The sequence below is a fragment of the Streptococcus sp. SM5 genome (genome assembly GCF_027497975.1).
The window spans coordinates 133495-151851 of the sequence record NZ_JAJNSC010000007.1 but is presented as its reverse complement, the minus strand read 5'-3'; the positions used below and the strand labels follow the sequence as shown (position 1 = coordinate 151851).

Below are 18357 nucleotides of genomic sequence, written 5' to 3'. Positions count from 1 at the left end.
CACGTGCTTGAGTAGAAGCGCGGAATGTTTCACGGTAAGATACTTGAGGAGCACCTACGTTCGCTTCAACTTTGAACTCACGACGCATACGGTCAACAAGGACGTCAAGGTGAAGCTCACCCATACCAGAGATAACTGTTTCACCAGTTTCAACGTTAGTTTCAACGCGGAATGTTGGATCTTCTTCAGCCAATTTTTGAAGGGCGATACCCATCTTGTCTTGGTCTGCTTTAGATTTTGGCTCAACCATCAATTGGATAACTGGTTCTGGAACGTTGATTGACTCAAGGATGATTTTCGCTTTTTCATCTGTCAATGAGTCACCAGTTGTAGTATCTTTCAAACCAACGGCAGCAGCGATATCACCTGAGTAAACAGTGTCGATTTCTTGACGGCTGTTAGCGTGCATTTGAAGGATACGTCCGATACGTTCACGTTTACCTTTAGATGTGTTCAATACGTATGAACCTGATTGAAGAACACCTGAGTAAACACGGAAGAATGTCAAACGACCTACGAATGGGTCAGTCATGATCTTGAAGGCAAGAGCTGAAAATGGCTCTTCATCAGATGCTGGACGAGTTTCTTCTTCATCTGTATCTGGGTTGATACCTTTGATCGCTGGGATATCAAGTGGGCTTGGAAGGTAGTCGATAACCGCATCAAGCATCAATTGAACACCTTTGTTCTTGAAGGCAGAACCACACAATACTGGGAAGAATTCAACGTTGATAGTTGCTTTACGGATAGCAGCTTTCAATTCTTCGTTAGTGATTTCTTCACCTTCAAGGTATTTCATCATCAATTCTTCATCAGTTTCAGCAACTGCTTCAACCAATTTTTCACGGTATTCTTGAGCTTGGTCAAGGTATTCAGCTGGAATGTCTTCTTCAAGGATATCTGTACCAAGGTCGTTAGTATAGATTTCAGCCTTCATCTTGATCAAGTCGATGATTCCACGGAAGTCATCTTCAGAACCGATTGGCAATTGAATTGGGTGTGCATTAGCTTGAAGACGATCGTGAAGTGTACTTACTGAGTAAAGGAAGTCAGCACCGATTTTGTCCATTTTGTTGGCAAATACGATACGTGGAACTCCGTACTCAGTTGCTTGACGCCAAACTGTTTCAGTTTGAGGCTCAACACCTGATTGTGAGTCAAGAACTGTAACCGCACCGTCCAATACACGAAGAGAACGTTGTACTTCGATTGTGAAGTCCACGTGTCCTGGTGTGTCGATAATGTTTACGCGGTGGTTGTTCCATTGAGCTGTTGTCGCAGCAGATGTGATAGTGATACCACGTTCTTGCTCTTGCTCCATCCAGTCCATTTGTGACGCACCTTCGTGAGTTTCACCGATTTTGTGGATTTTACCAGTGTAGTAAAGGATACGCTCAGTTGTAGTTGTTTTACCGGCGTCAACGTGAGCCATGATACCGATATTACGAGTTTTTTCAAGTGAAAATTCGCGTGCCATGAGGTTTTTTCTCCTATTTTTTAATTTCTATTCTATTGATAACACTTTTTCAATAAAAACGGATAGGCAGGACCCACCCGTTCTCAATGTCTCATGTTATTGTTGGTTTCAACTTACGAGATGTTAAGTTGAATTGAACTCGGGCAAAAGCTCAAGTTAACTGATTTGAACCCTAGCGAGACCCGGTGCAAAAAAGATAAACTGCTTTGTGTTCACGGAACACTGCATCAGTTTCCTATTTTTGCCTTGGACCTTTGCCGCTCTTGGTATCATAATATTACCAACGGAAGTGTGCGAAGGCACGGTTAGCTTCAGCCATACGGTGAGTGTCTTCACGTTTCTTAACTGCTGCACCAGTGTTGTTAGCAGCATCCATGATTTCTTTAGCAAGGCGGTCAACCATTGTGTGCTCACCACGAAGACGAGCAATAGTTACCAACCAACGAAGTCCAAGAGTTGTACGACGTTCTGGACGAACTTCAACTGGGACTTGGTAGTTTGATCCACCAACACGACGTGCACGTACTTCAAGTACAGGCATGATGTTTTCCATAGCTGTTTCAAATACTTCAAGTGCATCGTTACCAGTAGCTTCTTTGATTTGTTCAAAAGCACCGTAAACGATTGAAGCAGCTGTACCACGTTTACCGTCAAGCATAACGCGGTTGATAAGACGAGTAACTAATTGTGAATTGTAAAGCGGATCTGGCAATACTTCACGTTTTGGAGCTCTATTTTTACGACTCATTTCTCTTTATCCCCTTTCCTTATGCTTTTTTCGGACGTTTAGTACCGTATTTAGAACGGCCTTGTTTACGATCGTTAACACCTGCAGTATCAAGTGCACCACGGACGATATGGTAACGTACCCCTGGAAGGTCTTTTACACGTCCACCGCGAAGAAGCACCACGCTGTGCTCTTGCAAGTTATGTCCGATACCTGGGATGTAAGCAGTAACTTCGATAAGGTTGCTCAAACGTACACGAGCAAATTTACGAAGAGCTGAGTTAGGTTTTTTAGGTGTCATAGTTCCAACACGAGTTGCAACACCACGTTTTTGTGGTGAAGAAACGTTTGTTTGAACTTTTTTATGACTGTTGTAACCAACGTTCAAAGCTGGTGATTTAGATTTTTCTACTTTTGATTTACGCGGTTTGCGAACCAATTGGTTAATTGTAGGCATCTACATTCTCCTGTGTTTTTTTATTTTTGGTGATGATACACTTGGTGACAGCTATCATCTGTGTGTACTTTTGCAACATTTGTCAGCACGTCCCTGTACACTCTTGAGAGACCAAAAGTAAAAAGTACCGTCTAACATTGTACCACTTTTTTTCTATTTTTGTCAATATATTTCTTCTTATTTTTTGACTTCTTAGATCATAAATCCATCTGAAAACGCTCACCTACCAGATAGGTTCTCCAATCGACCACATAGACAAAGCTTCTTGTAATTGTCGACAAAATGGTGTTTAATAGATTTGTAAGCAAGAGATCTCTATTACAACTTTATAAAGGAGAAATTATGAAAGTCAGACTTGACATTGATGCACAACATACTGAAGAACAAATCATAATCGAAGCGCCAACCTTGTCCACTCGAGTTCAAAAAGTTCAGGACTTTGTCCAATCTCTGGATCAAAAGGAGACCATCAAAGGAAAATTTCAAGACCAGGTCTACTTGATTCAGATTAGCAAGATCCAGCGAATTTACATTGAAAATCGTAAAGTTTTGGCTGAAACGGATAGTCGAACCTACGCTCTCGACATCCGTCTTTACCAAGCAAGTGAAATTCTACCTGCTTCCTTTATCCAAATTTCCCAATCGGAAATTGTCAACATTGATGCTATTAGTCATCTAAAACTAACCTCTAACGGCTTGATTGAAATCTATTTAAAAAACGAAAGTTTCACCTACTCATCTCGCCGTTACCTCAAAACTATTAAGGAGAAATTAGAACTATGAAAAAACAAGTATTCCACGATGCCACAACCGGTATTCTTATCGGCCTCATCCTATCTATTATCTTTTCACTCATTTATTCCCCAAATAACTACGCGCCACTTAGTCCAGAGTCAGCTATTGGTCAATTCATGAGCAGTCATCAGGTCCACGGTGCTCTAGTTATACTCTACTGTACACTTATCTGGTCAGCTATTGGAGTCCTCTTTAGTTTTGGTAGTCGTCTATTCGCTCAAGATTGGAGCCTTCTTCGTGCGACTGTCACTCACTTCTTCCTCATGCTACTAGGTTTTGTCCCTTTAGCAATCCTAGCAGGCTGGTTCCCGCTTCACTGGACTTTCATCCTTCAACTCATCCCAGAGTTTGCCATCGTCTACCTCATCATCTGGATCGTTCTCTATAAAAGAGAATCAAAGAAGGTTGCCCACATCAACCAACTATTGACTAATAAAAAATAATACAACAGAAACCCACTCACAGGACTGAGTGGGTTTTGACTTATAATTTTTGTTTCCATTCTAACAAGAGATTCATGGCTTGCATAGGCGTCATATTGTACACATCTACTTCAGCCAATTCTGCTAGGATAGGATTTTCTTCTTTTTCATCAAAGAGAGACATTTGCTCATTGACAGTGTTTCTTTGATTGGAAGGATTCTTCTGACCTTGGCTCTCTAGCCGAGCTAAAATGGTATCAGCTCTTTTTAGCAAGTCTGCCGGTAGTCCAGCAATCTTGGCTACATGGATACCGTATGATTTGTCAGCTGGTCCTGGTTCTATCTTGTGAAGGAAGGTAACCTGACCATTTTGCTCTAGCGTAGCCACGTGAACATTAACTAGATGTTCAAGACTAGTCTCCAGACTAGTTAATTCATGGTAGTGGGTCGCAAAGAGAGTCTTGGCTCCAATATGCTCATGAATGTACTCGATAATAGACTGGGCCAAAGCCATACCATCATAGGTTGCGGTTCCACGGCCAAGCTCATCAAAGAGAATCAATGAATCCTTTGTCGCATGACTAATGGCATTATTAGCTTCCATCATCTCTACCATAAAAGTAGATTGACCTGAAACCAAGTCATCAGCCGCCCCGATACGGGTAAAAATTGCATCAAAAATTGGCAAAAGAGCACTTTCTGCTGGAACATAAGAACCCATCTGAGCCATAATCGCTGTAATGGCTAGTTGACGCATATAGGTTGACTTCCCGCTCATGTTCGGACCTGTAATTAGTTGAATGCTAGTGTCTTCATCCATCTGGATACTATTGGGAATATAGGTCTGCGCTCCCATAACCTTTTCAACAACTGCGTGACGACCATTTTGGATATCAATTCTAGAATCTTGCTCAAACTCTGGTCGAATCAGGTGTTGTTTTTCTGCAACTACTGCCAAGCCTTGCAAGACATCGACAGTAGCGATTCCTTGAGCCAAAGCCTGTAGACGTTGGATATATTTGCCAACTTCCTCACGAATACGCATAAAGATTTCGTACTCTAGGTTTGCTGATTTCTCACGCGCCTCTAGCATTTCTCCCTCGATACGCGCCAACTCCTCTGTCCCAAAACGCTCAGAGTTTTTCAGCGTAGCTTTGCGGAAAAAGTGGGCTGGTACATTACCTAGCTGCGAGTTGGTCACATGGAAATAGTAGCCGTCTTTTTTATTGTAATCAATCTTGAGAGTATTGATGCCAGAGTTTTCTCTTTCCTTGGCTTCAATCTCAGCAATCCAGCTGGTCCCCTCTCTCAGCACGCGACGGTATTTATCCAAGGTCTCATCAAAGCCCGTTCGAATAATGCCACCCTCGGTAATCACGTGAGGAGCCTCAGGAGCAATGGCAGCACTAATGAGATTTTCCAACTCAGGAATAGCATCTAGTTGTTCAATTAGATAAGCTAGAGCTGGTTGCTCCATTCCCTCTAAAATGGCGCGAATTCGTGGAACACTTCCCAAGGTAGTCGCTAATTGCAAGAGGTCTTTAGGATTACTTTTCCCAAAAGACACTCGGCTGGCCAGACGTTCGATATCGTAGACTCCCTTGAGGCTTTCCGTTAAATCACTGCGCTCAAAGAAATAATCCAGAAAGACTTGAACAACCTCCTGACGTTCAAGGATACGGTCCTTATCAATCAAAGGGCGTTGAATCCAAGAACGTAGAAGACGCATCCCCATTGCAGTTTTAGTCTCATCTAGCAGCCAGAACAGGCTCCCTTGTTTCTTACCTGAGCGAGCATTTTCAACCAAATCAAGACTAGCCTTGGTCGCAAAATCCATCTGCAAGAAATCTTTAATTTCATAACGAATAACAGGTTTTAAGTGATTCAACTCTCTCATCTGCGTCCGATGAACATACTGGAGAAGTTTCCCACTAGCTGCTCCTTCAACAGTTGCCAATCTTGAATCCAACAGATGAACGTCTTCATATGTTTCTTGTTCATAGGAAAGCACTAGATTCATTTGACGACTGAGAATCTGCTCTTCCGCTTCAGACAATTCGTAGCCAATCACCACTTCTCTGGCCTTTAGATTTCGAATTTCACCACAGACTAGGGTAAAATCAGATAAACCTGTCACATAAAAATCACCTGTCACCAAATCCATGTAGGCTAGACCATATCGAGACTCATCACGGTCAATAGCTACCAAAAAGTTATTTTGGCTATCTGGCTTACTACTATCAACCACTGTACCTGGTGTAATGACTTGAACAACCTCACGCTTAACAACACCAACAGCTTGCTTAGGGTCTTCCATCTGTTCAGCAATGGCAACCTTGTAGCCACGCTCAACTAGGACATCTATGTACTGTTGGGCAGAATGATAGGGTACACCTGCCATAGGAATTGGATTTTCAGCATTTTTATTGCGACTGGTCAACGAAATCTCTAGAATTTGAGCGGCATTGACGGCATCTTCATAAAACAACTCATAAAAATCACCCATGCGAAAAAGCAAAAAAGCATCTGGATACTGTTTTTTGATATCCACATACTGTTGCATACCAGGTGATAATTTTTCAGTAGTCATTTACTCTCTCCTTGTAAAAACAGTCTTGAGAGAAGCTCTCAAGACCTTATCTATCTTCCATTAACTCTAGCAAGCGTTCTTCCATGACTTTAGCTACATGTTGATCTTTACAGATAACCAACAAGGTATTCGCTCCAGCAACTGTACCTAAGATCCTACCATCTTTATTTGAATCTACTACATTTGCTAATACCGCAGCTTCTCCAAGTTTTGTATGGAGAACTAAAGTAAATTCAGCTCTCGCTACACCTTCAAGATGATGTGAAAGGAATTCAACCAAGTCAATTTTGTCTGTCTCATTGGCCAAGACATAGTAGACCATGTCATTTTTCTTAACTTTGGTCAAACCGATTTCTCGTAAATCTCGTGATAAGGTTGTTTGGGTTACAAAGACATTCCGAGCCTCTAAACGATCTTGAATTTCCTTTTGAGTCCCTAGTTTTTCTTCCGTAATCATTTGCTTAATCAGCGAATGACGATCTTTTTTTCTCATAACATCCTCTCAAATGAATATTTATTTACATTTTGCATTTATTTAGCAAGAACATTATACCAAAAAAACTGCATATTTCAAAAAAATTTTCGTCTTTCCTTAAATTTGTGATAGAATAGTAGAAAAGCCCAAAAGGAGCCTAAAATGAATACAAAAGAATTGATTGCTAGTGAGTTGTCTAGCGTCATTGATAGCCTGGACCAAGAGGCTATTTTAAATTTACTAGAAACACCTAAAAACTCAGATATGGGAGATATCGCCTTCCCTGCCTTCTCATTGGCAAAAGTTGAGCGTAAAGCTCCCCAAATGATTGCTGCTGACATCGCTGAAAAGATCAATAGCCAAGCTTTTGAAAAAGTTGTAGCAACAGGTCCTTACGTAAACTTTTTCCTCGATAAGGCTGCCATTTCTGGTCAAGTACTGAAAAACGTTATCACTGAAAAAGAGCACTACGCTGACCAAGAGATTGGCAATCAAGAAAATGTTGTCATTGACATGTCTAGCCCTAATATTGCTAAACCATTTTCGATTGGACACCTTCGTTCAACAGTTATCGGAGATAGCTTGTCACATATCTTCCAAAAAATCGGCTATAAAACTGTCAAGGTCAACCATTTGGGAGACTGGGGTAAACAGTTTGGGATGTTGATTGTTGCCTACAAAAAATGGGGTAACGAAGAAGCTGTCAAAGCTCATCCAATCGATGAACTCCTCAAGCTCTATGTCCGCATCAATGCTGAAGCTGAGAACGACCCAAGCTTGGATGAAGAAGCGCGCGAATGGTTCCGCAAGCTTGAAAATGGAGATGAGGAAGCTCTTGCTCTTTGGCAATGGTTCCGCGATGAAAGCTTGGTAGAATTTAACCGCCTTTACGATGAATTACAAGTTGAATTTGACAGCTATAACGGGGAAGCCTTCTACAATGACAAGATGGATGCAGTTGTAGATATCCTCGCTGAAAAAGGACTTTTGGTCGAATCAGAAGGTGCCCAAGTTGTGAATCTTGAAAAATACGGAATTGAACACCCAGCTCTTATCAAGAAATCTGACGGCGCGACTCTCTACATCACACGTGACCTAGCTGCAGCTCTCTACCGTAAAAACGAATATCAATTTGCCAAATCAATCTATGTTGTTGGTCAAGAGCAATCTGCTCACTTCAAACAACTCAAGGCTGTCTTGCAAGAGATGGGGTATGATTGGAGCCAAGACATTGTCCATGTTCCGTTTGGATTAGTAACAAAGGAAGGGAAAAAACTTTCTACTCGTAAAGGAAATGTTATCTTGCTAGAGCCAACTGTCGCAGAAGCCATCAGCCGTGCTAAAGCGCAAATTGAAGCCAAAAATCCTGAACTTGAAAACAAAGACCAAGTTGCTCATGCTGTTGGAGTTGGGGCCATTAAATTCTATGACCTTAAAACTGACCGTACAAATGGCTATGACTTTGACCTTGAAGCCATGGTATCCTTTGAAGGGGAAACTGGTCCTTATGTTCAATACGCTTATGCTCGTATCCAATCAATCTTGCGTAAAGCTGATTTCAAACCTCAAGCAGGTGCCAACTATAGTTTGAACGATGCTGAAAGTTGGGAAATCATCAAGCTAATCCAAGACTTCCCTCGTATCATTAAACGTGCAGCTGATAACTATGAGCCGTCTATCATCGCTAAATTTGCAATCAGCTTAGCCCAAGCCTTTAACAAATACTATGCCCACACTCGTATCTTGGATGAAAGTCCAGAACGTGACAGTCGCTTAGCCCTTAGCTATGCAACTGCAGTCGTCCTTAAAGAAGCCCTTCGTTTGCTGGGTGTAGAGGCACCAGAGAAGATGTGATTCAGTACCAACAATTGGTACTAAAGTTCCTAATTGTTGGACGCTAGCCGCTTTTATGCAGACTAGCTAACTGCTTCACTAGTCGTGGTTCCTAAATATAATCGATTTAGGGACCACGACGTCGTAAATGAAGCGACTTGCCTAAACGCTTTACTAATTCATCTAAACAAATAACAAATAGCTAGCACTTACAGTATTATCACTCGAAAGGCAAAGATACTTCGCTTTTCTCTTACCACCTACTTCTTTATCACTTAGGGAGAATTTTTATGAGCCAATATGCTTATATCTTAGTTGTTATCAGTCTTGTTTTTCTATTTCTTATCAATAAATATGAAAAAGAGAAACTTCAAAGACTACTTCAGGACCAGCTATTGAAAGACCAAGCTTTTCGTGCAACTATCGAAGAGAAACTCCAAACGATAGAAAACATTAATGATGTCATTGCCTACATCAACAAAGGTTACCGTTTAGGAATTCCCATTTCAAAAGAAATTGTTGACGAAATTCGCAAATAAGAAAAGACTCGAGAATTTACATCTCGAGTCTTTTTTATTTATTTCTGACAGCTAAGATTCCCACCAAGATAACAATCCCTAGTGATACCATAGTTCCAACTGGTGCTATATTTTCATCAAAAATTTTATCAGAGAACATCATCAGACTAATTGCCAAGAGCAACAAAGCACTACATAGCATAATATTTTTAAAACTTGGTTTACTTTTCTTATGGTAGAAAAATCTAAGGAATTTACTCATTTGAACTGTTCTCTTTTGAAATAATTCTATAATCCATGGGACAAAAATCTAGCCCAGCAACTCTATCCTCTTACAAGGATTCTAGTTCATAAAGCTCAGCAATAATGCCTGCAATCTTTTTAATATCTCCCAGCATACCACGCATTTCAAAATCGGCTAGGACTGGAAAACCAAAGCGTTGACTGTATTGTTTTGCAGTCAGACAGTATTGGTTATTGAAATTACGATTACCAGACCCTACGACTCCAAAACATTTACTGGCATTATCACCATAAGCGATAAAGTCACCTACAGGTGTCGTTAAGATTTCCACATCTCCATTGTCAACACCATTCCCACCTTCTAAATAAGTTGGTAAAAAAGTGACAAAAGGATTTGACATTTCATAGAATCCTCGTTCTTCCTTGACCAACTCTTTGATGTCAATCTTCTCAACATCAATATTCTTATACTGCTCCATCAAATAAGTTTTTAAACGTGTTACGAAACTTTCAGTATTCCCACTCAAACTGATATAAACTAAGGAAATTTTTTTCATCTTTCCCTCCCTCTTTCTTGAATCATAAAAATAACTACCAAGATTGTATCTTGATAGTCATCCTTTGTCAACTCTTAGACGAGTTCTTCTTCTTGAGATTCTGTTAATTCTTTTTGTTGCTGCCATATCTTATAAAATACAAGGCCTAGAAAAATAACATTAATCACAATTCCTAAAATTGTAGCCCCTTTGGCACCAAGTTCTGCGCCGAAGCGGACGTTTGGTTCAGTAAACAGTAAAAGCGCATCCTGTACTCCCATAAAATTATAAATAGAACCAACAATAGCAACCAAAACATAAGCTACATAAGTATAATTTGCTAATTGGATATTTTGACGAACTAAGAAAACCAAGGCTACAGTAACCAAGATAGCTGACAAAATAACCAAGATAATATTGAAAACAGAGTGAGAATGTTCCGTTACTTTAATGGTATATGCAACTAATTCCTGAGCATAAGTTGTATCTACTCCTGATGTTTCAAGTCCAGCCATACTATCTGCAGTAGGAACTGGTGATAAAACTCCAAATAGTGATAAAGCCGAAAGTACGGCTGATAAAATCAGTAAAACCCAGAGATAAATTGGTTTCTTTTGCATAAGAATAACCTCCTAAAATAATTATTAGTATTATAGCATTTTTACAGATGCAAAACAATTATTATACGGTTACCTCAATCTGCTTTCGATAGGCCTTCGGAGACTTGCCGCAAAGTTTTCGAAACACTTTATAAAAATAACCTACGTTACTATAACCAACTGTATAGCAAATGTCCTCGATACTATCATTGGTTGACAGCAAGAGTTGCTGAGCTGCTTTTATCCGTTGCTTATTTAGGAGCTCTGCAAATGTGGAATTGGTTTCCTTTTTAATCAACTGTCCCAGATAAACTGGATTGATGAAAAGATCCTTACTAATATCCTTAAGAGAGAGCTCTTTTTGGTAGTCTCTACCAATGACCTCTAAGACACTAACGACATTTTCATTCATTCGATATTGTCCAAAGAAGGAAGTCAAGGTTTCCTTGGTAAATGCAACTAGTTCCTCAAAATGTGCAATAACATGTATTCTCTTGACAATATCTGTCATATCATCTGCTTTCAGATGTTCAAAAAGATGGAAAACATCCATAATAAATTGAGTAAATAGCTGTTTAGTGATCGAAACTCTTGGCGTATTCTCTAACACAATCCGTTCAAGCAAGGTCAATTCATCAATAATCTGTTGGAGATTTCCTTGGATAATAACTCGGTAGATTGGTTCATAATAAGAAAATAGACTTTCAGATTGATTCAGGTTAACTGAACCATAGAAGAGAGCCTTCTCTACATCCAACTTCCATTTTTCAAAGTTCTCTTGGTAAGGTTTCTCAAAAGGTATAACAAGCAAGCCCTCAAACTCTCTATCAGCAAATACAATTTGCCAATCTTGTCCGAGTACATAATATGGAATAAGGAAATCACCCTGCTTGTCTTTCGACAGTCCAATCCACCAGTTTTCTTTATGAGATAGGTGAGCAAGAAGAGCTTCTTCATCTAGTTTCTGACTTAAGATCACGGGTTCTTCAACTTTTTCACCTAGTTGAGTGGCAATTTTTTCAAGTAGATTACCTAATTCGACTTTATCAACTGGTTTAACCAGATAATCGACAACGCTGAGGTTCATCGCTTTTTTTATATAGTCAAATTCCTGATAACCAGATAGAAGGATATAATAGGTGTCTGCTAATATGTCCTTCATTTCCTGTATCATTTCAAGGCCCGTTTTGTCAGGCATATTAACGTCAGAAATAACAATATCCACAGGATGTTCTCTAACATAGTCTAAAGCTTCGTCAGCATGATTGGCAGTCGCGACGACTTCCATATCCCATTTTTCGAAAGGAATCAAACGCTTGAGTCCTTCCGTAATCATGTACTCATCGTCTACTAATAGTACTTTATACATGTTTAATCTTTAACCTTTCTCCTCATCTTGAATGGTGATTCGATATTGTACGCCTTCTTGTTCACCAGATTCTACACTAATCTGGTAGCGTTCCCCAAAGTAAAGTACAAATCGCTCATGTACATTGACAATACCGATAGACTTCCGTCCGCTACTATAATCCTCATTAAGTTCGAAAGTTCGTTTGGCTAATTTAACTTTAATTTCAGCTAATTTTTCAGCAGACATCCCACGTCCATTATCCACCACTAGAATTTCAACATATCCATCCTTTTTCAATGCTTTAATACTAATGACATTGTCGGATCTTCGATGGTCCACTCCATGAGCGAAATAATTTTCCACCAATGGTTGTAGGGTAAATTTTGGAATCCGCATCTCCTCTATACTCGGATCAATTTTAAATCCATAGGCAATTGATTTTGGATAGCGAACCATACAGAGATAACTGTATTTTCGACAAAACTCTACTTCCTTTTCAAGTGTAGTCTCACGCTCATCAGAAATATTATTACGAAGTAAGCTGCTAAATTCGTAAATAATATCTGCCAGTTCATTTTGACTCTCCATAACCGCGTACATCCTTAAAAATTCAAGAGTGTTATACATAAAGTGCGGATTTATCTGAGCTTGGAGAGCTCGCATGTTTGCATCCTTCTGACTAAGTTCCAATTGATAAATATCGTGGATATTTTTTTCCAGACGATTCAACATATCATTTGTTGTATCAGCAATTAAAAGCAATTCTTGGTCCTTTTTAGACGTATCAATTCTCTTGGTCTGCTCACCTTTTGCAATAGCCTGAATCGAATCCACTAAATCAACTACCTGATCTTGATAATCTGAAAAAGTTTTTTTCAAAGTTATATGTAATATAACGATAAAAAGCGCACTTAAGCCTAGTATAAGAGCTGAACTTGCTAAACTCCCCTTCAAGACATAACTTTGAGGCACTGCAACTTGGACTTGATAGCCATGAGAGGTAATTCCTACTAGCCAATCTTCATTAGGGCCTTTTTCACCCAGATGAAACATGTCTGTTTCAAAAGGTGAGGTGATTGTTACAGCTATGGGAACTGTACCTCTTGTATTGTCAACAGCTTTGTATAGCACTTCTGACTGAATAGAAATATAAATAACACCTAAGGCTTGGTCAGATACAGGATCAGATACAGGGATAGCAAAGCTATCAGCATCCGGCTTAAAATCTTCTGCTAAAACTTTGTATCCACCTCTGTTGTCCCTTTTGGATACAAAGACCTCCGTTGAATCTTGCAAAACAATCGAAACCCCCGTCACAAAGTCATTACGAACATAGAGGTCATCGATGTTTTCATAAATTGACACTGAAATATAGGGCGATGCTTTGCGCTCCAACTGCCAGTAGAAATAATCAGGTGTACTGAGGCTAAAGTATTTATAAATGCCCTCAATTCTAGCTTGATTCTCTACCAAAGCCTGAGCAAGACGAGATGACTCTCGATAATAGTACTCAACCTCGCTAATGGTCCTTGCTAGAACCCGCTGACCTACTCGATCAGCTTCCTTCTCACGAGCATCCCAGTCTGCATAGGCTAGTAATAGAGCAAAACCGGAAATGATGGCAATCATGACCAAGCTATAGATTCTAAGAAGTGAGTGGAGACGAAACTGTTTTGTCTTATTTACTTGCCATTTTTTCATGAATGCTTTCATAAACAGGCTCCAATACATCACTAATAAAGAAATGCCACATTCCAATCCCTACAAAGAAGAAAAGGGCTGGCATGTAATAGGTAATAACTCCGAGTAAAACACTGCCCAATAGCACTTTAACCACGGCAGATAAACTCATAAAAATTCCAATAAAAGCTAACTTTAGAGTATTTTGGTAAGATAACTCAAAATAAACCTGTAATTTCAAGGAAACTGTATAAGCCAAGAACACCATTGTTAAGATAAATAAATTTAGAAAAGTTGCTGCTAAGTGTAGAATGGTTTGATTTGGCAATTGAATCATAAGATAGAGGCCATAGATAATCACAAAACCAAAAATTAAAAATGTATAGAAAGTCAGGTTGCTTTTTATGAAGTTGCTCTTATAGAGAGACCAGGTTTCTCTAAAACGATAAGAACGATAAGAGTAGCCATGTTCTGCGTATAAACTCATAATAGTTGCGCTAGCTGGTGCCACACCAAAGAACACACCTCCTGCCAGGGTCAATAGCCAGAAATAAGCAGCTACAATCATTCCTAAAAAGAAACGATGAAAGACTAGCTCAAGAAAATTTCCCACGGTTTGCCTCCTAAAAATAATCTAGTCCTATTATAACATATTTCAAGCGCTCTCAAAAATAAGAACAAGATTCCAAGATTGGAAAATAACAGTATGGAAATTACAATTTAGAACATTGAGAAATTTTGATAATATTATCATATGTGTTATACTGGAATCAAATGAAATATATACTTAAAACAAGCATAGTCGAGGAGAAAAAATGGCTTTTTTAGATCAGTTGAAAGATGGAGCTAGACTTGTCAAAGAGACAACTAGTACTGTCATTTCAGAAGGAAAACAAAATGCAGAAAACCTTCGCAAGAAAAAGGAAATTCAAGGACTACAATATCAAATCAATGACTTGTATAGATTAATAGGCATCAAATTTGTTGAAGAACATTTAGAAGAAATAAAGGAAAATCCTCTCTATTCAACTGAAATAGCTGAAATCACTAAGCTCTTTCAAGAACAGATTTCTCTTCAAAAATCTATTGATTCATCTGGCCAGGATTTGGTTTCTTGTCCCCATTGCGGAACAAGTCTATCAAAAAGCTTCGAATTTTGCATCAATTGTGGAAAAGTAGTAAAGTAGAGTCGAAATGAAGGATTATATTGTAAGATCAAAATGTCCAAGCTGTTTCAAAAATATTGGAATCGGTTGGAAATTCTGTCCTTTTTGTGGAGAGCATGTAGATAATACAAAACCCAAAGTGGACTTAAAGTATGTCGATAGAATTTATAGAGACAATGGTCAAGAAAATAAAAATATTCCTTTCAAAATGCCATCAACCTTCAAACATGTAGGTGATAGGATAAAAGAAACTATCTCTGAAAAATTAGACAAAGGAGAGGAAGTTCAAGATCATACAATTTCCTTATTTACCTTTGTTCTCAAAGAAGCTAGCGTTGTTACCAAAGAAATCACTGAAATTTTGAATGATGATGAGAATATCTCATTAGAAAAAGATCATATTGGTTACTATTTACAGAGTAATACAGATGTCATCTATATAAACAATAGAAAAATTGATATTGGTAAAAAACACTACCTAAATAATCGAGATAACCTCCGTGTTGATGATACTATTTATATTTTTAGTCTCATGAACCAGAAGGATATTGAATGGAAGCAAGAGGAAATCAACACAAGTCTAGAAGAGAAAGTGGACAAGCATTTTGAAGTCCTAGATAATGGGAATATATATGTCCACCCCCTAGGGGACATGGTTTATTTGAATAATCATCTAATTAAGGATAAAACATACCTAAATAACTATGATTTAGTATCCATAAACCATCGACTCTTCGTCGTTTATAATAATTCCTTAGTTTTTCAACATGAATTAACTGAAAGTCAAGAAAAGAGTCTCGCAGATAATATCAATAGAATTGAACAAGATACACAGTTATCTGTTCGAATTCGAAAGCGTCTCGCAGGAGAGAAGCTTTTATTATCAGAGATTGACTTTCAAGTATCCTCTGGCGAAATCGTGCTCATTTTAGGTGGTTCAGGAGCAGGAAAAACCACACTAATCAATGCAATTATGGGCATAGAAAAAGCGGATGCTGATATCTTATTAGGAAATATAAACATCTATAATCAATTTGACAAAGTTCGAAGAATGATTGCTAATGTACCCCAATTCAGTCTTCATCGTGAAAAAGATAGTGTTTATATGACTCTAAAAAATGCCGCAGAGATGAAACTCGTACGAGACTTTACCAAGGATTCTGCTTTATTAGAAGAAAAAATTTCAAAAGTATTAGAAACAGTCAAACTAACAAAGAAAAAAGAGGCCTTGGTATCTGAATTAAGCGGCGGAGAGAAAAAAAGATTGAGTATTGCTACTGAGTATATCGCAGATCCGGTTGTATTCGTTCTAGATGAACCAGATTCTGGAGTAGATGGCAGTAACGCTCGTTCAATTATGGCTAGCTTAAGAAGTATCGCAGATGACAATAAGATTGTTTTTGTTATCTCACATAGTCCAGATCGAACACCAGAATTATTTGATAAAGTATTAGTTCTCGCTAAAAGTGAGGAAGAATCGTGCGGTAAACTGGCCTTTTATGGCTCTGTAGAAGATACCCTAAAATTCTTTAATGTCAACCAACTTGAACTTGTTGTATCGGAAGTAGAGCAAACTCCAGATTACTACATCGAAAAATATAGAGAATATAGAGGAGATTAAGATGAATTACGCATCGAATAAAGAACAAATTTTGATCTATTTGGGTAAATTTAAACGAAATTTTTTAAATTCTAACGGGTGGTATTCTTTTATAAGTACTGCTATTATTGCCCTTGTTACTTGTATTGTAGCAGGAAAAGACGGATTTTCGACCGGCTTAGGTGCAGAAGTGAAATCCACTTCGTTCATTATTGTTTGTGCTTGTATTTGGATAGGGGTTTTTAACTCTATTACATTGATTTGTAAAGAAAGAGATATTATTAAGCACGAATACCGAGGGGGTATGAATCTGTCATCGTATATGTTCGCTCACATGTTATTCCAAGCCCTTGTTTCTCTAATTCAAGCTATTATTTTCTCCAGTATTTTATTCTTATTCTATCACCACTCGATTTCAGAATTTAAGACTATCTTGGATAATGATAGTTTACGATTCATCTCCTATTTCCTAACTATATTTTTAACCATTTATTCGGCAGATGCTTTAGGTCTATTTGTCTCTTCAATCGTTAAAAATGTCGAAAAGGCAATGACTGTAATGCCCTTTGTCATTCTCCTTCAATTTCTCTTTGCCGGAAATATCCCCTTAAATGGCTTTTTACAGTTCTTATCTTATTTTACACTTAGTCGTTATAGTTTCGATGGGCTTTTAGACTTAGCTGACTTTAAAGAGGGAGGATCATTTTTCAGCACCTCAACAAAAGTACAAGTAAATTTATTAGTTGCTTGGATTCTATTAGTTGCTTTCTCTATTCTTTTAGCCTATCTTGCAAGTAAACTATTAAAATCAGTTGAAAAAGATACCAGAGGTTAATATTGATTGAATTAATTTAGTAAACTAGGTTTATAGTTCAAAAAATGTAGTAAGATTTTCTCTTACTACATTTTATATTATAAGATGTTTAAATTAGAAAATTGCAATCCATGTTAGCTGCGATATTGTCTCTGATAAATGTACATTGACAAAAACACCCCCTAGCTGGGAGTGTTTTCAAGAAAAATAGCAAGATTACCTAAATTTAATTATTTAGCATCGTCTTTATGAAGGATATTTTTAACACCTTCAACGACACCTTCTACAGCATCTTTTGCATCTTCAGCAACTTCTTTAACTTTAGAAACAACTTTTTCTGTTGCTCCTTCGAACTCAAGTTCTTTATCGCCTACCAATTTACCAACGCCTTCTTTGATAGCACCTGCTGCTTGATTGAATTTTTCTTCTGTAGACATATGTATGTCCTCCTTTTATTTTTTCTAAATTATAAATTATTGTACACGTGGTTTAGCTTGGGCTGCAGCATCTTTAACAGTTTCAACGCCGTCACCAAGTTTTTCTTGTGCTGCTGCAACACCTGAACCGATTCCAGCTTTCACTCTAGATAGTTGTTCTGACGCAAACTCACCTGTTGATTCTGCCACGTCAGTTACACGGTCTTGAAGACTTACTGAATCTGCTTCATGTTGTTCTTTAGTTTTAATATCAACAACATTAACGTTCACTTCAACTACTTCTAGATCAGTCATTTTCGCAACTTCTGATACGATAACATCTTTGATTTCCTTATATAGAGTTGGAACGTTTTTTCTGTATTCCACAATAACGTTCAAGTCAACTGCTACTTGTTCTTTACCAACTTCAACGTTAACACCGTGTGTTACATCGTTAGTATTGACGAGTTTTTCTGTAAGATTTGAGAAGAAGCCGCCATCCACATGTAATAGTCCTGGGACTTTATCTAGTGAAAGACCTATAATTTTTTGAATAACTTTATTTTCGTAAGTTAATTCTCCTCGAACATCTTTAGAAACAACTACATCTTGCTTTTCAGTATCTACATTTACATTTTTTTCTACGTTTGACATATAA

General features: G+C 38.3%; 20 protein-coding genes. 7 read left to right on the top strand and 13 right to left on the bottom strand.

What is annotated here, in order from left to right; all coding sequences use genetic code 11:
- The 3 genes from fusA to rpsL all read right to left on the bottom strand — a co-directional run.
- Positions 1 to 1477 (bottom strand): elongation factor G (fusA, locus tag PAN07_RS07400; protein WP_269797634.1); only part of this gene is annotated, 1477 nt, incomplete at its 3' end.
- Between the two features lie 277 nt (positions 1478 to 1754).
- Complete coding sequence (rpsG, locus tag PAN07_RS07395; protein ID WP_142558742.1) at positions 1755 to 2225, bottom strand: 30S ribosomal protein S7; 471 nt, start codon at positions 2223 to 2225, stop codon at positions 1755 to 1757.
- Between the two features lie 19 nt (positions 2226 to 2244).
- Positions 2245 to 2661: a 30S ribosomal protein S12 gene (gene rpsL, locus PAN07_RS07390; protein WP_001142333.1), complete on the bottom strand. Its 417-nt coding sequence runs from the start codon at positions 2659 to 2661 to the stop codon at positions 2245 to 2247.
- Between the two features lie 342 nt (positions 2662 to 3003).
- Here rpsL and PAN07_RS07385 point away from each other — a divergent pair, with 342 nt between their 5' ends.
- Together PAN07_RS07385 and PAN07_RS07380 are read left to right on the top strand one after the other, a co-directional pair.
- The gene (locus tag PAN07_RS07385) at positions 3004 to 3444 is read left to right on the top strand and encodes a LytTR family DNA-binding domain-containing protein (protein WP_269797633.1); all 441 of its coding nucleotides are present in this window, start codon (positions 3004 to 3006) and stop codon (positions 3442 to 3444) included.
- Entirely contained in the window at positions 3441 to 3899 is a 459-nt protein-coding gene (locus PAN07_RS07380; protein ID WP_269797632.1) for a DUF3021 domain-containing protein, read from the top strand. The genes PAN07_RS07385 and PAN07_RS07380 overlap by 4 nt, the downstream gene beginning before the upstream one ends.
- A gap of 40 nt (positions 3900 to 3939) precedes the next feature.
- Here the strand turns inward: PAN07_RS07380 and mutS are convergent, their stop codons facing one another.
- Positions 3940 to 6468 carry a DNA mismatch repair protein MutS gene (mutS, locus tag PAN07_RS07375; RefSeq protein WP_269797631.1) on the bottom strand — a complete coding sequence of 843 codons (2529 nt, stop codon included), beginning with the start codon at positions 6466 to 6468 and terminating at the stop codon, positions 3940 to 3942.
- Between the two features lie 46 nt (positions 6469 to 6514).
- The gene (gene argR, locus PAN07_RS07370) at positions 6515 to 6961 is read right to left on the bottom strand and encodes an arginine repressor (protein ID WP_269797630.1); all 447 of its coding nucleotides are present in this window, start codon (positions 6959 to 6961) and stop codon (positions 6515 to 6517) included.
- Between the two features lie 144 nt (positions 6962 to 7105).
- On the opposite strand from argR, the gene argS reads away from it, so the two are divergent.
- Positions 7106 to 8797: an arginine--tRNA ligase gene (gene argS / locus PAN07_RS07365; RefSeq protein ID WP_269797629.1), complete on the top strand. Its 1692-nt coding sequence runs from the start codon at positions 7106 to 7108 to the stop codon at positions 8795 to 8797.
- Positions 8798 to 9066: 269 nt separating this feature from the next.
- Positions 9067 to 9315 carry a MarR family transcriptional regulator gene (locus tag PAN07_RS07360; protein ID WP_269797628.1) on the top strand — a complete coding sequence of 83 codons (249 nt, stop codon included), beginning with the start codon at positions 9067 to 9069 and terminating at the stop codon, positions 9313 to 9315.
- A gap of 34 nt (positions 9316 to 9349) precedes the next feature.
- On the opposite strand, the gene PAN07_RS07355 is transcribed toward PAN07_RS07360, so the two are convergent.
- The 6 genes from PAN07_RS07355 to PAN07_RS07330 all read right to left on the bottom strand — a co-directional run bounded on the left by PAN07_RS07355 (position 9350) and on the right by PAN07_RS07330 (position 14316).
- Positions 9350 to 9556 (bottom strand): hypothetical protein, encoded by a 207-nt coding sequence (locus PAN07_RS07355; RefSeq protein WP_269797627.1) that lies wholly within the window; start codon positions 9554 to 9556, stop codon positions 9350 to 9352.
- Positions 9557 to 9626: 70 nt separating this feature from the next.
- The gene (nrdI, locus tag PAN07_RS07350; protein WP_269797626.1) at positions 9627 to 10094 is read right to left on the bottom strand and encodes a class Ib ribonucleoside-diphosphate reductase assembly flavoprotein NrdI; all 468 of its coding nucleotides are present in this window, start codon (positions 10092 to 10094) and stop codon (positions 9627 to 9629) included.
- Between the two features lie 74 nt (positions 10095 to 10168).
- Positions 10169 to 10693, bottom strand: a complete 525-nt coding sequence (locus PAN07_RS07345) for an ABC transporter permease (protein WP_269797625.1) — start codon at positions 10691 to 10693, stop codon at positions 10169 to 10171.
- 61 nt (positions 10694 to 10754) lie between these two features.
- The gene (locus tag PAN07_RS07340) at positions 10755 to 12041 is read right to left on the bottom strand and encodes a response regulator transcription factor (protein WP_269797624.1); all 1287 of its coding nucleotides are present in this window, start codon (positions 12039 to 12041) and stop codon (positions 10755 to 10757) included.
- A 9-nt stretch (positions 12042 to 12050) separates the two neighbouring features.
- Positions 12051 to 13724 carry a sensor histidine kinase gene (locus PAN07_RS07335; RefSeq protein ID WP_269797623.1) on the bottom strand — a complete coding sequence of 558 codons (1674 nt, stop codon included), beginning with the start codon at positions 13722 to 13724 and terminating at the stop codon, positions 12051 to 12053.
- Entirely contained in the window at positions 13702 to 14316 is a 615-nt protein-coding gene (locus PAN07_RS07330; protein WP_269797622.1) for a DUF624 domain-containing protein, read from the bottom strand. Before PAN07_RS07330 ends, PAN07_RS07335 begins: the two co-directional genes overlap by 23 nt.
- A 202-nt stretch (positions 14317 to 14518) precedes the next feature.
- Between PAN07_RS07330 and PAN07_RS07325 the strand changes: the two genes are divergently transcribed.
- Genes PAN07_RS07325 through PAN07_RS07315 form a run of 3 tightly spaced genes read left to right on the top strand, consistent with a single transcriptional unit; the run spans position 14519 to position 17304 of the window.
- On the top strand, positions 14519 to 14890 hold the full coding sequence (locus tag PAN07_RS07325; RefSeq protein WP_269797621.1) for a zinc ribbon domain-containing protein: 372 nt from the start codon (positions 14519 to 14521) through the stop codon (positions 14888 to 14890).
- Positions 14891 to 14897: 7 nt separating this feature from the next.
- Positions 14898 to 16490: an ATP-binding cassette domain-containing protein gene (locus tag PAN07_RS07320; RefSeq protein ID WP_269797620.1), complete on the top strand. Its 1593-nt coding sequence runs from the start codon at positions 14898 to 14900 to the stop codon at positions 16488 to 16490.
- Position 16491: 1 nt separating this feature from the next.
- The gene (locus PAN07_RS07315; protein ID WP_269797619.1) at positions 16492 to 17304 is read left to right on the top strand and encodes an ABC transporter permease; all 813 of its coding nucleotides are present in this window, start codon (positions 16492 to 16494) and stop codon (positions 17302 to 17304) included.
- Positions 17305 to 17513: 209 nt separating this feature from the next.
- On the opposite strand, the gene PAN07_RS07310 is transcribed toward PAN07_RS07315, so the two are convergent.
- Positions 17514 to 17720, bottom strand: coding sequence for a CsbD family protein (locus PAN07_RS07310; protein WP_269797618.1), 207 nt, complete (start codon positions 17718 to 17720; stop codon positions 17514 to 17516).
- A 36-nt stretch (positions 17721 to 17756) separates the two neighbouring features.
- Positions 17757 to 18353, bottom strand: coding sequence for an Asp23/Gls24 family envelope stress response protein (locus PAN07_RS07305; RefSeq protein WP_269797617.1), 597 nt, complete (start codon positions 18351 to 18353; stop codon positions 17757 to 17759).
- Positions 18354 to 18357 lie beyond the last annotated feature (4 nt).